11 protein-coding genes are annotated in these 13,174 nt (G+C 40.7%); 5 read left to right on the forward strand and 6 right to left on the reverse strand.

Annotated features, from left to right (window positions below; genetic code table 11):
• Positions 1 to 271: 271 nt before the first annotated feature.
• The 3 genes from ABIS04_RS02165 to ABIS04_RS02175 are packed head-to-tail and all read left to right on the forward strand — an operon-like array spanning position 272 to position 3,737.
• Positions 272 to 1,000: a fumarate reductase cytochrome b subunit gene (locus ABIS04_RS02165; protein ID WP_167496068.1), complete on the forward strand. Its 729-nt coding sequence runs from the start codon at positions 272 to 274 to the stop codon at positions 998 to 1,000.
• A gap of 9 nt (positions 1,001 to 1,009) precedes the next feature.
• The gene (locus ABIS04_RS02170; protein ID WP_350432453.1) at positions 1,010 to 3,010 is read left to right on the forward strand and encodes a fumarate reductase flavoprotein subunit; all 2,001 of its coding nucleotides are present in this window, start codon (positions 1,010 to 1,012) and stop codon (positions 3,008 to 3,010) included.
• A 1-nt stretch (position 3,011) separates the two neighbouring features.
• Positions 3,012 to 3,737 carry a fumarate reductase iron-sulfur subunit gene (locus tag ABIS04_RS02175; protein WP_140233182.1) on the forward strand — a complete coding sequence of 242 codons (726 nt, stop codon included), beginning with the start codon at positions 3,012 to 3,014 and terminating at the stop codon, positions 3,735 to 3,737.
• 324 nt (positions 3,738 to 4,061) lie between these two features.
• On the opposite strand, the gene rho is transcribed toward ABIS04_RS02175, so the two are convergent.
• Entirely contained in the window at positions 4,062 to 5,324 is a 1,263-nt protein-coding gene (rho, locus tag ABIS04_RS02180; protein ID WP_137223357.1) for a transcription termination factor Rho, read from the reverse strand.
• Between the two features lie 241 nt (positions 5,325 to 5,565).
• Positions 5,566 to 5,892, reverse strand: coding sequence for a thioredoxin TrxA (gene trxA, locus ABIS04_RS02185; protein ID WP_137223355.1), 327 nt, complete (start codon positions 5,890 to 5,892; stop codon positions 5,566 to 5,568).
• Positions 5,893 to 6,045: 153 nt separating this feature from the next.
• Between trxA and rhlB the strand changes: the two genes are divergently transcribed.
• Both rhlB and ABIS04_RS02195 read left to right on the forward strand, forming a co-directional pair.
• On the forward strand, positions 6,046 to 7,350 hold the full coding sequence (gene rhlB, locus ABIS04_RS02190) for an ATP-dependent RNA helicase RhlB (protein WP_140233183.1): 1,305 nt from the start codon (positions 6,046 to 6,048) through the stop codon (positions 7,348 to 7,350).
• Positions 7,351 to 7,353: 3 nt separating this feature from the next.
• The gene (locus ABIS04_RS02195) at positions 7,354 to 8,298 is read left to right on the forward strand and encodes an exopolyphosphatase (protein ID WP_350432454.1); all 945 of its coding nucleotides are present in this window, start codon (positions 7,354 to 7,356) and stop codon (positions 8,296 to 8,298) included.
• A gap of 93 nt (positions 8,299 to 8,391) precedes the next feature.
• Here the strand turns inward: ABIS04_RS02195 and ABIS04_RS02200 are convergent, their stop codons facing one another.
• The 4 genes from ABIS04_RS02200 to ABIS04_RS02215 form a co-directional block, all read right to left on the reverse strand.
• Positions 8,392 to 8,943 carry a thioredoxin family protein gene (locus tag ABIS04_RS02200; protein WP_350432455.1) on the reverse strand — a complete coding sequence of 184 codons (552 nt, stop codon included), beginning with the start codon at positions 8,941 to 8,943 and terminating at the stop codon, positions 8,392 to 8,394.
• A gap of 461 nt (positions 8,944 to 9,404) precedes the next feature.
• Positions 9,405 to 10,415 carry a porphobilinogen synthase gene (gene hemB / locus ABIS04_RS02205; protein ID WP_350432456.1) on the reverse strand — a complete coding sequence of 337 codons (1,011 nt, stop codon included), beginning with the start codon at positions 10,413 to 10,415 and terminating at the stop codon, positions 9,405 to 9,407.
• A 14-nt stretch (positions 10,416 to 10,429) separates the two neighbouring features.
• Positions 10,430 to 12,355, reverse strand: coding sequence for a diguanylate cyclase (locus ABIS04_RS02210; protein WP_350432457.1), 1,926 nt, complete (start codon positions 12,353 to 12,355; stop codon positions 10,430 to 10,432).
• Positions 12,352 to 13,170, reverse strand: coding sequence for a TatD family hydrolase (locus ABIS04_RS02215; protein WP_350432458.1), 819 nt, complete (start codon positions 13,168 to 13,170; stop codon positions 12,352 to 12,354). The genes ABIS04_RS02210 and ABIS04_RS02215 overlap by 4 nt, the downstream gene beginning before the upstream one ends.
• Positions 13,171 to 13,174: the final 4 nt, after the last annotated feature.

Genomic DNA, 13,174 nt, shown 5'->3' on the forward strand with positions numbered 1-13,174 from the left:
CTCGTCTCGGTGAGTGTTTATTGGTTTTAATATGGTCTTTATCCTCAAATTGAATTATCTACCGATTTGCCATCGTTGTATTTCCTTAAGTACTAATCTTGTTTGAATTTTTATGTTGTTCTTTGTGTGATCAGCTTCTAACAACAGCTTAATAGTGGGTGAGGACTATCACGGTTTGATTATTGTTCAATGCCGCTGTTTAAAAACTCTTGTTATGGTTACACCTTACTATTGTGCCTACAGGATATGATTATTTATGGCTACGAATTCAATGCAAGAAAAAGCCGACAGCATTGTCAATACAGATAAAGGGTTTTCTAATCCTATTTGGGCTTCTCGAGCGGATAAGTTACAAAGTCTGTCGGGTGTAATACTGGGTCTCTTTTTGCTGATGCATTTGCATTTTGAGTCGAGTATTTTAATTGGTAAAGAGGCCTTTTATCAGGTGGGTCAGATTCTTGAAGGTGGAATATTTAGTGAGACGGGACATGGTTATCCGCTAATTACACAAATTTTTTCCAGCATAATATTATTAGTCGTGATTATTCACGCGGTATTTGCATTACGTCGTTTCCCTACTCAAATAGGCCAATGGCGTGCATTACGCAAGCAAATGCGTTTTTTACCTCATGAAGACACCAAAATTTGGTTTTGGCAAATGATCACTGGTTTTTTGTTGTTCTTTTTGGTGCCACCGCATTTATTCACCATGATAACTAATCCTGAAATTGGTCCACATCTTTCCGCTGAGCGGGTATATCACTTTAATGCATGGATTTTATATGTGTTGCTATTACCTGTAGTTGCGTTACATGCCGTATTTGGTTTATATCGGGTCGTGGTGAAATGGGGCTTAGTGGAACAACGTTTTGCCTTACTCAAATTTGCTAAAGTGTTGTTGGCATATTTAATGGTATTGGGGGTGGGGAGCTTACTGACTTATATTGCTATTGGCCATTCTTTATCATTACCTGTAGTGCCATACGTGTCGACGTTATAAGGAATTGAAATGAAAATTATTTATACAGATACCTTGGTTGTCGGCGCTGGATTAGCAGGATTACGTGTCGCGATAGCGTCAAAAGAGCGTGGCCTTGATACCTTGGTATTATCGCTTATCCCTGCGAAACGATCTCATTCAGTAGCAGCCCAAGGCGGAATGCAAGCCAGTTTAGCCAATACCATAAAAGGTGCTGGTGATGATGAAGATATCCATTTTCAAGATACGGTAAAAGGTTCCGATTGGGGCTGCGATCAAGATGTAGCTCGAATGTTTGCTCACTGTGCACCCAAAGCGGTAAGAGAGTTAGCTCAATGGGGCGTTCCTTGGACACGAGTAACCAAAGGCGATCGACAAGTTATTGTTAATGCAGAAAAAGTAACTATCACTGAAGCTGAAGCTGCTCATGGACTCATCAATGCGCGTGATTTTGGTGGTACCAAAAAGTGGCGTACTTGCTATACAGCAGACGGTGCCGGTCATTCATTATTGTATGCAGTCGATAATAAAGCTATTTCGTTAGGTATTCCGGTACATGAACGTATGGAAGCATTATCACTTATTCATGATGGTGAGCGTTGCCATGGTGTCATTGCTCGCTGCCTAATCACGGGTGAATTGCGCGCTTACATCGCCAAATCTACCACTATTGCAACAGGCGGATACGGACGTATCTATTCTGTTTCAACCAATGCCGTTATTTGTGAGGGTATTGGTCAAGCGTTGGCATTAGATACCGGCATCGCGACATTGGGTAATATGGAAGCGGTACAGTTTCACCCTACGGCTATTGTTCCGGTTGGTATTTTAACGACGGAAGGTTGCCGTGGAGATGGGGGTGTGCTGCGTGATAAAGACGGTTACCGCTTTATGCCCGACTATGAACCAGAGAAAAAAGAACTGGCTTCGCGAGATGTTGTATCACGTAGAATGACCGAACATATGCGTAAAGGAAAAGGCGTAAATAGCCCTTATGGGCCACATTTATGGCTGGATATTACCTTATTAGGTCAAAAGCATATTGATACCAATTTGCGTGAAGTTAAAGAGATTTGTGAGAACTTTCTTGGTATTGATCCGGTTAAAAATTGGATTCCTGTTCGACCGACACAACATTATTCTATGGGCGGTATTCGTACTAAAGCCAATGGCGAAAGCCCGCAATTATCAGGGCTGTTTAGTGTTGGAGAGGCTGCTTGTTGGGATATGCACGGCTTTAATCGACTCGGTGGCAACTCCCTAGCTGAGACGGTTGTTGGCGGAATGATTATCGGTAAGTATGTTGCTGACTTTGGTGAGCAAAATAATTTGGTCGTTGATACCGATTTAATCGCCCAGTTTGGTAAGCAGTTACAAACAGAAGTTGATCAGCTTATTGAGGGTGAAGGAACAGAAGATCCATTTAAACTTAAAGCTGCAATGCAAAAAATTATGATGGATTACGTTGGAATTTTCCGTAATGGTCCTGAACTTGAACTGGCTGTTAACCAATTAACTGAACTGCTTGATCGTTCGAAAAACCTCGGATTAAAGTGTAAAAAACGCCATGCAAATCCTGAATTAGTTGAAGCGTTACGCGTCAAACGGATGTTGAAAGTAGCTGTGACCGTTGCATGCGGGGCGCTTGCTCGTACCGAAAGTAGGGGCGCGCATTCTCGTGAAGATTTTCCACAGCGTAATGACCAAGACTGGTTGAACCGTACCTTAACAAGTTGGCCAGATGCTAATAGTTTACGACCTGAAATGAGCTATGAAGCCCTTGATGTGATGCGAATGGAATTACCGCCTGGTTATCGAGGCTATGGTGTTGATAATGCGATTGCTCATCCTGATACCCAAAAACGTCAGCAACAGGTTGAAGCTATTTTAGCTGAATTAGGTGACGATGCTGATAGGTATGCCAAGCAAGCTGCATTAATGCCTTTTGAGCTACCTGAAGAATATCAACCACGTAATCAACGATTCACTGATACTTTAGCTAAAACCGACGCTGAGTCTGGAGAAAAGTAATATGAGCCAAGCACGCACGTTAACTTTTTCAATTTTTCGTTATGACCCGCAAGAGCCTGGCGACAAACCTAAAATGGTGACTTACAGCTTAACAGAAGCACCCGGTATGACGGTGTTTATCGCGTTGAATCAACTACGTGAAACACAAGACCCATCGCTACAATTTGATTTTGTTTGTCGCGCGGGTATTTGCGGCAGTTGTGCGATGGTGATCAATGGTTTTCCTACGTTAGCTTGTCGAACCTTAACCGCTAATTATCCAGATGGACATATTAAATTGATGCCATTACCTGGCTTTGAGTTGATTGGCGATCTGTCGGTAAATACCGGTAAATTTATGCGGGAATTATCTGAGCGTTTAGCGCTGTGGTTACATCCTAATAGTGCCGACAATGACATTCATAGCATTGAAACACCTATGTCACCAGAAGAAGCAACCAAGCTTTATGAGTTAGAACGATGCGTGGAGTGTGGGGTATGTGTCTCTGCCTGTGCAACTAAGCAAATGCGTGACACGTTTGTCGGTGCAGTTGGCTTGATGAAAATTGCCCGCTTTGAACTAGACAGTCGTGATACTCGAACCGCTGATGATTTTTACCATGTGATAGGTAATCAAGATGGTGTGTTTGGTTGTATGACGTTACTTGGTTGCCAAGATACTTGTCCGAAAGATTTACCGCATATGAAACAGATAGCGTATCTACGCCGGAAAATGGCTGCAGTATAGCGGAAAAGCTCGAGACTACGAGATGCTAGAGCAGCTTCGCTGCTAGATGCTATACAAGCTAAAGCTTTAAAAGCGGGAAGTTTGGCCACTAGCGGTAGAGTGATACAAGCGATGATAAGCGGAAAGGCTCGAGACTGCTAGATGCTAGAGCGCTACGCAGCTACAGACGATACAAGCTAAAGCTTTTATAGCAGCGAAGCCTACTATCAGGACGAAGTCCGCTCTAGATTCTAGGCATGGCTTTGGTTAGTAACCGTGATATACATATAAGAATGCCGCTAAATTAGCGGCATTTTTGTAATGTTTTTGCGGTTAAGTTAAAAATTACTTAGCGCGTTTCATTGCCGTGAAGAATTCTTCGTTAGTTTTGGTCATTGCCAATTTATCGATTAAGAATTCCATTGCAGAAACCTCATCCATTGGATGTAGGATTTTGCGTAAAATCCACATCTTCTGAAGCTCATCTGTTGTCGTTAGTTTTTCTTCACGACGAGTACCAGAGCGGTTGAAATCAATCGCAGGGAATACACGTTTTTCTGCCGCTTTACGAGAAAGGTGTAACTCTTGGTTACCAGTACCTTTAAATTCTTCGTAAATAACTTCGTCCATTTTTGAGCCAGTATCTACCAAGGCTGTAGCAATAATAGTTAAGCTGCCACCATGTTCAATGTTACGTGCAGCACCGAAAAAGCGCTTAGGACGATGTAATGCGTTGGCATCAACACCACCAGTTAACACTTTACCCGATGAAGGGATTACGGTGTTGTAGGCACGGGCTAAACGAGTAATTGAATCGAGTAAAATGACAACATCTTTTTTGTGCTCAACTAAACGTTTTGCTTTTTCGATAACCATTTCGGCCACTTGAACATGACGGCTGGCTGGTTCATCGAATGTAGACGCAATCACTTCACCTTTTACAAGGCGTTGCATTTCAGTTACTTCTTCAGGACGTTCATCGATAAGCAATACCATTAACACCACATCTGGGTTGTTATGGGAAATACTTTGAGCAATGTTTTGCAGTAATAGTGTTTTACCCGCTTTTGGCGGCGCTACAATCAAACCACGCTGACCTTTACCGATAGGTGAGCATAAATCAAGAATACGAGCGGTAATGTCTTCTGTTGAACCGTTACCACGTTCCATACGAAGACGTTCTTCAGCGTGTAGTGGGGTTAAGTTTTCAAACAGGATTTTGTTGCGAGAGCTTTCTGGTTTATCAAAGTTAACTTCACTGACTTTCAGTAGTGCAAAGTATCTTTCGCCTTCTTTAGGTGGCCTGATTTTCCCAAAAATGCTGTCACCCGTTCGCATATTAAAGCGGCGGATTTGGCTTGGTGAAACATATATATCGTCAGGACCCGCAAGATATGAGCCATCTGAACTTCTTAAAAATCCAAAACCGTCTTGGAGGATTTCTAATACACCGCCACCGAAGATGTCTTCTCCGCTTTTAGCGTGAGCTTTCAAAATAGAGAAGATGATATCTTGTTTACGGGCACGAGCCATATTTTCCAGGTTCATACTTTCAGCAAGCGAAACTAGATCCGAAATTGGCGTGTCTTTTAATTCTGTTAAATTCATGTGTATGGGAGTCTTGTATTGCGCGACGAAGCTTACCGCAATCAATCAGCGAGGTAGAAAGAAATTTTATGATTGATAAGCGAGAAGGAGTTAAATGAAAAAATCTGATGAATAAATTAGCACTTTATGGCGGAGGCGTCCAGAAATTTAGGTGAAATAAAATTTAAAAATGGCACAAATTGTTTAAAACTTGTGCCATTTAACATTTCTAGACTATTTATGTCTAGATTTAAGTGTGTATTTAGATTTGAGCGTCAATGAATTCTTTAAGTTGGGTTTTAGATAGTGCACCCACTTTAGTTGCCACTAGCTCGCCACCTTTGAACATTAGCAATGTTGGAATACCACGTACGCCATATTTTGCTGGTGAAACATTATTTTGGTCAACGTTGAGTTTTGCAACGATTAATTTATCTGCATACTCGTCAGCAACGTCGTTTAGGATTGGGGCAATCATTTTACAAGGACCACACCATTCAGCCCAAAAGTCGACTAATACAGGTGTTTCAGACTTTAATACGTCGTTTTCAAAGCTGTCATCGCTTAGGTATACAATTTTATCGCTCATGTTGTTCTCCAGATTTGGTTCCATTGCTAGTTTATTAATGGCTTACCATGTATATTGGGTCAGTTAAATAGCTTTTCAAGAGACCGTTTTAGTAATGTAGCTATTTCAAACGATCGAATCTTTTTTTGCAACCCTTATAGGTATGCTTTTGCTATGAGCCAAACACATTTGTCGACCCAGAAATTCGCCGATTTTCCTTTAAAGCCCGAAATACTCGCGGCATTAAACGAAAATGGGTTTGAGTTTTGCACGCCAATTCAGGCGTTATCGTTACCCATTTTACTTAATGCAAAAGATATTGCCGGACAAGCCCAAACCGGTACAGGTAAAACCATGGCCTTTTTAGTAGCCACGTTTAACCACTTACTTAATGTTGCTGCACCTGAGGGGCGTAAAGCAACTGAACCTCGCGCTATTATTATGGCGCCAACACGCGAGTTAGCAATACAAATTGCTAAAGATGCCAAACTATTAGCAGCACACACTGGATTAAAAGTCGGTATTGTTTACGGCGGCGAAAGCTATGAAACTCAACGTGCTGTTTTAGATAAAGGTGTTGATATTCTGATTGGTACTACCGGACGTATTATCGATTACGTACGTCAGGGTGTGATCAGTTTAAGCCACATTCAAGCCGTCGTGCTTGATGAAGCAGACCGTATGTTCGACCTCGGATTTATTAAAGACATTCGCTTTTTATTCCGCAGAATGCCTGATGCTAAGTCTCGATTAAATATGCTTTTTTCTGCCACGCTTTCAATGAAAGTGCAGGAATTAGCTTATGACCATATGAACGACCCTGAAAAAGTTGAAATCGAACCATTGGAAAAAACCTCTAAAAATATTAAAGAAGAGATTTTTTATCCATCGATGGAAGACAAGATGCGTTTATTGCTGAGCCTAATTGAAGAAGATTGGCCAGAAAAAGCGATTGTGTTTTCGAACACAAAACACAGCTGCGAAAAACTGTGGTCTTATTTGGAAGGTGACGGTCATCGAGTTGGCTTATTAACTGGTGATGTACCTCAGAAGAAACGTATTCGCATTCTTGAGCAATTTACATCAGGTGAAATAGATATTTTAGTGGCAACAGATGTCGCTGCTCGTGGGTTACATATTTCTGATGTGTCACACGTATATAACTATGATTTACCAGATGATTGTGAAGATTATGTCCACCGTATTGGCCGAACAGGTCGTGTGGGACAGAAAGGCGTTTCAGTGAGTTTTGCTTGTGAAGAATACGCACTGAATTTGCCTGAAATTGAAACTTATATTAACCATTCAATTCCTGTGTCTAATTATGATCGTGATGCTCTTTTAGATGATATTCCGCCTCCAGTGCGTATTCATCGTAAGCCTCCAACATCTCGTAGCCGAGACGGTGGAAGCAAAGGCGCACATCGTAGTGGTGGTAGCAATTCACGCCCTCCACGTCATAGGACTCGTAGACCATAGTCAATGCCATTGTTAACTGTCTCTCAACCCTATGTGGCGATAACATTAGGATCTAACAGTTTTAATATGTTAGTGGCTAACACGGTAGGCAATAAGCCTACCGTTATCGCTAAATATAAGCGTAAAGTTCGCCTTGCCGAAGGTATAGGCGACGATGGTATCTTGTCTGAACATGTCATGCAGCGTGGTTTAGACTGTTTAGCTATGTTTGCTGACATGCTAACTCAACATCATATTGATACTGATAATGTCGCTGTATTTGCTACTGCGACGTTACGGCTTATTCGTAATGCAGATGAATTTCATCAACGTGCTATGCCTATTTTACGGCATCAAATTGAGGTCATTTCGGGGTTACGTGAAGCTGAACTTATTTATCAAGGTATGGTTGCGACAACACAAGGTGAGGGACGCCGTTTAGTGATTGATATTGGTGGCGCGAGTACCGAGTTTATTGTTGGTGATGGTAATCAAGTATTGTTTAAAGCCAGTTTGCCAATGGGCTGTGTGTTGTTTAATCAACGCTTCTTTAATCAAATTCCACTGCAGTTAGTCGATTTTGAACAGGCTGTTGGTTATGTAAATACTGTTTTAGCCGAACATCGTACCCAATTATTGGATTTAGGTTGGCAAAGTGTTGTTGGGGCTTCTGGAGTTGTTCAATCAGTAGTCTCAGTATTACAGCATAGACATTGTCCGGAAGTGATTACTCTTGATATTTTGTATGCATTTCGCGATGAGATTTTATCGCAAGTGGATGGTCAACTTACGAGTATTAAAGGTCTAAATGCAGAACAAGCACCGACTTTTGCTGCCGGCGTAGTGATATTAATGGCATTGTTTGAAAGCTTGTCCATTAGTCATTTACATCTTGCTGGTGGCGCACTTCGTGAAGGTGTATTACAACTATTAGCTGACCGTGTTGCTGCAGGAAAAATATCAATATAATGGCAGCGGCCGAAATAACATAAAAATAGGTCGCTCTGGCGACCTATTTTTTTATGTTCGTATTAATAGCATTAAACTAAATTTAGATAATCATTATTTTAAGATTTCAACTAAATCATTTTCTAATGTTGTTGTAGGGCGCTCAACTATACGGCCAAGTTCATTACCTTGTTGTTTAACAATAAAGGTCGGAATTCGACTAAATGCATATTTTGCAGCAAGTCCATCAGGATCTTGTTTGTTACGATCTACACCAATATACTCAATTTGAATATTTGGGTTAGCTGCGGCTTCGATAATACGCATAAAACGTGGTGTTTCACGATGGCAATCAGGGCACCAAGTACCAATAATAACAACAATATTCGTTGGTACGTTAATGGCTTTTAGTGCATCTATTGCTTTTGTATCTACTTTATAATCAGCAAAGCCTTCGGCATAGCCAGGTAATTCGGTAGTCAGAGTTTGCGGTTGGATTACGCCGGTTAAAATCACTTCTTGTTCCTCTTTGCCACATGTTGCAATAAAGCCTTCTTGATCTTTTTCAAAGGCGCAACCTGAGTTTGCCGATACCGTCATGGGTAACATTTGAGCCGTAAAAAAGAGTGCGGTAGTGGCTAATAAAATTCTAACGTTATTGTGCATTATTATGTCTCGCTTAAGTAGTGAATACTGCAATAAAACATTCAAACACGCTTAATCCATACTGTTAAGTGGTGAAAGTCTACTATGTTGGATTGATCACTATTTTAGTTAGGTATAATTCAACTAAGTTATAACAATTCAATAATTATTTTGTCATTCAACGGGAGTTCTTTGCCATCTAGGTAAGTAATGTAGGTTTAGTCGTTCTCGGTAACAGATCCTGCGATGCTCTATTTTTTGCATCTGATCGTCATGGATGGCGGAAACTTGTTATTTTTTATGGAATAAAATAGACCATGCAGTTTATGTCAAAATCATATTAAGCAGCATAAAGGAACAGAAATCCGCCCTTGGGAGCCACTGAGGTTACTTATATAATTAATGGAAGTGATATTACATTATAAAATAAAAAGCCAATCAGAAATTGATTGGCTTAATAATGACTTAATGAGTGATGTTAATTAATTTTGCTCTTTTAACCACTGAGCAGCACGTTTAGCAAAGTAAGTTAAAATACCATCAGCCCCAGCGCGCTTAAAGCAAAGTAGTGACTCCATTACAATGGCTTTTTCTGCTAACCAACCGTTTTGAATAGCAGCCATGTGCATGGCGTATTCGCCACTCACCTGATAAGCAAAAGTCGGTACTGCTAATTCTGTTTTAACACGATAGACTATGTCTAAATAAGGCATACCTGGCTTAACCATGACCATGTCGGCACCTTCTTGAATGTCTAATGCCACTTCATGCAAAGCTTCATCGCTATTCGCTGGATCCATCTGGTAGCTATGCTTATTGCCACCTTTTAAATTACTGGCTGATCCGACTGCGTCACGAAACGGGCCATAATAGCTTGATGAATATTTCGCTGAATAAGCCATTATTTGGGTATTAACAAAGCCCTCATTTTCAAGGGTTTGACGAATGGCGCCAATGCGACCGTCCATCATATCTGATGGTGCGACAATATCTGCACCCGCTTCTGCATGCGATAGAGCCTGTTTGACTAATATCTCTGAAGTGATGTCATTGATAATATAGCCAGTGTCATCAATGATACCGTCTTGGCCGTGAGTCGTGTATGGATCTAAAGCTACATCAGTCATAATGCCGAGTTGTGGGAATGCTTGCTTTAACTCGCGTACGGCACGTTGTACTAACCCATCTGGATTGTAAGACTCTTCGGCAAGTAAGCTCTTTTTATCGGCTGGTGTGACGGGGAATAACGCGATAAGCGGAATGCCGAGTTCAACAAGTTCAGCGGCTTCTTTTAATAATAGATCAATTGAAAAACGTTCAATTCCAGGCATTGAAGCAATTTTCTCAGAGCGTTGAAAACCTTCTAATACAAACATAGGATAAATGAGATCATTAACCGTTAACGTATTTTCAGACATCAAACGACGGCTAAATTCATGTTTACGCATGCGGCGCATTCTGCGCTGTGGAAAAGCACTGGTAATAATATTCAATTTCGACTCCTGGTTTAGGTCTGGTCTGTTTCTAGCTGATAGTAGCAAACTTTGTTTCGGCCGCTGCGTTTAGCTTGATACAGGGATTTATCTGCTTGTTCAAGTAATAGTATTGGATGCTCATCACTGTCGATAATCGCGGTGCTTACACCGATACTTATTGTTATAGGCATCGTGTGGCCGTTATGGACAATGTTGAGTTCACTGATTGCCTGACGAATTTGTTCAGCAACGAGTAAAGCACCGTCTTTATCAGTGCAAGGTAAAATAATAGCAAACTCTTCGCCACCAAAACGTGATACGAGATCTGTTGGGCGCTTTAAATATTCGCTTAACGTATTTGCAATCGTTTGTATGGTGTAGTCACCGCTGAGGTGGCCAAATTGGTCATTGATACTTTTAAATTTATCAATATCAATCATTAATAATGACATAGGTGTTTGTTGACGACGGCTGATCCGCCCCTCAGCAATTAAGCGGCGATCGAATGCACTGCGGTTTTTAACCCCGGTAAGACTATCAATGGTATTTTGTTCTGTCAGTTGTTGGTTAACATCATTAAGCTCACGCAAAGTAACTTCTAACTCTAAAGTACGCTCTTGTACCATTCTCTCAAGTTTTTCGCTATTTTCTGCTTCACTGCGCAGCGCTTCTTCACGAGTTTCGCGTAACCGCTGGGCTTGTTCTAATGCTTGTTGTTGGATCTTTAACTTTGCTTTTCGTTCGTCGTTGTAGCGTGATGCCAGTACCGCAGCCATGGTAATCACTTCAAAAGTTAGCCCTATCATAACGGGTATTAGTGGAGAAAAACCGGGGCTAATTATACCAATATAAATTAACCCAGTAACGATACAACCAAGCATAAATCCAAATCGACCGATGGCATACAAAGGTGCATTGCGTTGACCACCAAAGGCTTGGATCAACGAGAAAGCCATTAATATTATACTGATGGTCAATACTACAAACACTAGGGTATAAAGCGCCGTACTGTAGTTAATAAACGGCATAATAAAGGTCAAACCAAAACACAGTCCTGCCATTACTCTGCAAATTCGTAACATTTTTAAATTATGGTATTTGAGCTGTAATACTTTTTCAGTAAACAATAATGAGAATGCTAATGTCAATGGGATAAGAATGAGGAAAATATATTGTTGAATAATTGGCCATTGAGGCCATAAATAACGAAATGAGACGCCATATATCGTAGCGGTCAATAATGTTAGCCCTAATACATAACCACTGTAATAACTGTAGCTAAATGATCCAGAAGCGAGCGCGATGAATAAACTGAATAAACAGATGGCAAGCAATAAACCAATTTGCATACCATTAAATAAATTCTTAGTTTCAGTGAGTTGGGTGAGATCGTTTGAAGACCATAATACCAATGGCAGGCTAACACTGCCTTTAGTGTCTATTTTAAAATAAAAAGTATGGGTGTCACCAGGCTCGAAGTTGACAGGGTATAAAAATATATTACTTTGTAATGGGCGTTGTTTAAATGGCAGGCCATCACCCATGACTTCAGTTCCAATTAGCCTACCATTAATTAGGTGATATATTTTAACGCTATCTAGCAATGGATTATCTAACGCAATGATGCGTGACAAGTTGTCGTTGGGGGTAAATATACTAAAACTTACCCAATAGTTTTTAATGCCTATTCGATATGGTTGGGTGGCATTGACTTTCCCCCAAGTATTTTCTGGTTGTTGTAGTAGCTGGGTTAAGGTTCCAATATCATTGCTCTGGTTGGCATATACCCATTCTTGTAATTCAATTTTGGTGATGGAATCTGATGTCAGTCTAAGTGGCATAGGGGAGAAGGTACTCGCCCAACTGTGTTGACCAATGAACAGCAAACATAACCCAATTATCACGCTTACATGATAAAGATAACAGCAGGATGAACGATAAGTTGCATTGTTTTTCATGAATGACAACTTATGTTTTCAGATGCAGGTAATTGGAAAAAATCACAACTATTTTTGTAGCATGCCTGTGCTAATGTTTGTGGTAATTGTTGACGGAGATTTGCCATCTGTTCAACGATATAAGGTAAATACTGAGGTAAGTTTTTGCTCGACTTAGGTTTCGGTCGCATATTGCGTGGTAATAAGTAAGGACTATCGGTTTCTGCCATAATGCGATTATTAGGAATTAATGGCACTAATTGAGCTAGGTCTTGTCCTCGGCGCTCATCGCAAATCCAACCAGTAATACCAATATATAAATCCGCTGCTAAGCATTCAATAAGTTCGTTTTTATTACCCGTAAAACAATGTAATAGAGCATTAGGAAGTTGAGCCCGATACTCATTTACAATGGCTATAAAATCATTATGTGCTTCACGACAATGCATTAATACCGGCATGTTTAGTTCACAAGCCAACTCTAATTGTGCAGCAAATGTTTTTCGTTGTGCTGAGCGCGGTGAAAAATCACGATTGTAATCAAGTCCACATTCACCAATAGCAACGACAGTTTGTTGCTGAGCAAGTAGTGCTAAACGTATTTTGCTGTGTTGATCCCAAGAAGAGGCATTATGTGGATGAACACCTGTCGTGCAGTAGAGTTTATGTGGGTATTGTTGGCAGAGGGTTATTGCTTCAGCACTTTCATCCAGATCGCTGCCAATAACAATTAACGGCGAAACATATTGTGTCGCCGCATCATTGATTATATTGTCAATATCGTGCTTGAGCCTGTTGCTAAGCAAATTGACGGCAATGTCGATGTATTGAGTCATGTAA

The sequence above is a fragment of the Shewanella sp. H8 genome (assembly GCF_040285065.1).
GTDB classification, from domain to species: Bacteria; Pseudomonadota; Gammaproteobacteria; order Enterobacterales; family Shewanellaceae; genus Shewanella; species Shewanella polaris.

Bases quoted from the DNA above. Each gene is read 5' to 3' on its own strand.
- ABIS04_RS02165 (WP_167496068.1), top strand. From the start codon at position 272: ATGCAAGAAAAAGCCGACAGCATTGTCAATACAGATAAAGGGTTTTCT.
- ABIS04_RS02170 (WP_350432453.1), top strand. From the start codon at position 1,010: ATGAAAATTATTTATACAGATACCTTGGTTGTCGGCGCTGGATTAGCA.
- ABIS04_RS02175 (WP_140233182.1), top strand. From the start codon at position 3,012: ATGAGCCAAGCACGCACGTTAACTTTTTCAATTTTTCGTTATGACCCG.
- rho (WP_137223357.1), bottom strand. From the start codon at position 5,324: ATGAATTTAACAGAATTAAAAGACACGCCAATTTCGGATCTAGTTTCG.
- trxA (WP_137223355.1), bottom strand. From the start codon at position 5,892: ATGAGCGATAAAATTGTATACCTAAGCGATGACAGCTTTGAAAACGAC.
- rhlB (WP_140233183.1), top strand. From the start codon at position 6,046: ATGAGCCAAACACATTTGTCGACCCAGAAATTCGCCGATTTTCCTTTA.
- ABIS04_RS02195 (WP_350432454.1), top strand. From the start codon at position 7,354: ATGCCATTGTTAACTGTCTCTCAACCCTATGTGGCGATAACATTAGGA.
- ABIS04_RS02200 (WP_350432455.1), bottom strand. From the start codon at position 8,943: ATGCACAATAACGTTAGAATTTTATTAGCCACTACCGCACTCTTTTTT.
- ABIS04_RS02210 (WP_350432457.1), bottom strand. From the start codon at position 12,355: ATGAAAAACAATGCAACTTATCGTTCATCCTGCTGTTATCTTTATCAT.
- ABIS04_RS02215 (WP_350432458.1), bottom strand. From the start codon at position 13,170: ATGACTCAATACATCGACATTGCCGTCAATTTGCTTAGCAACAGGCTC.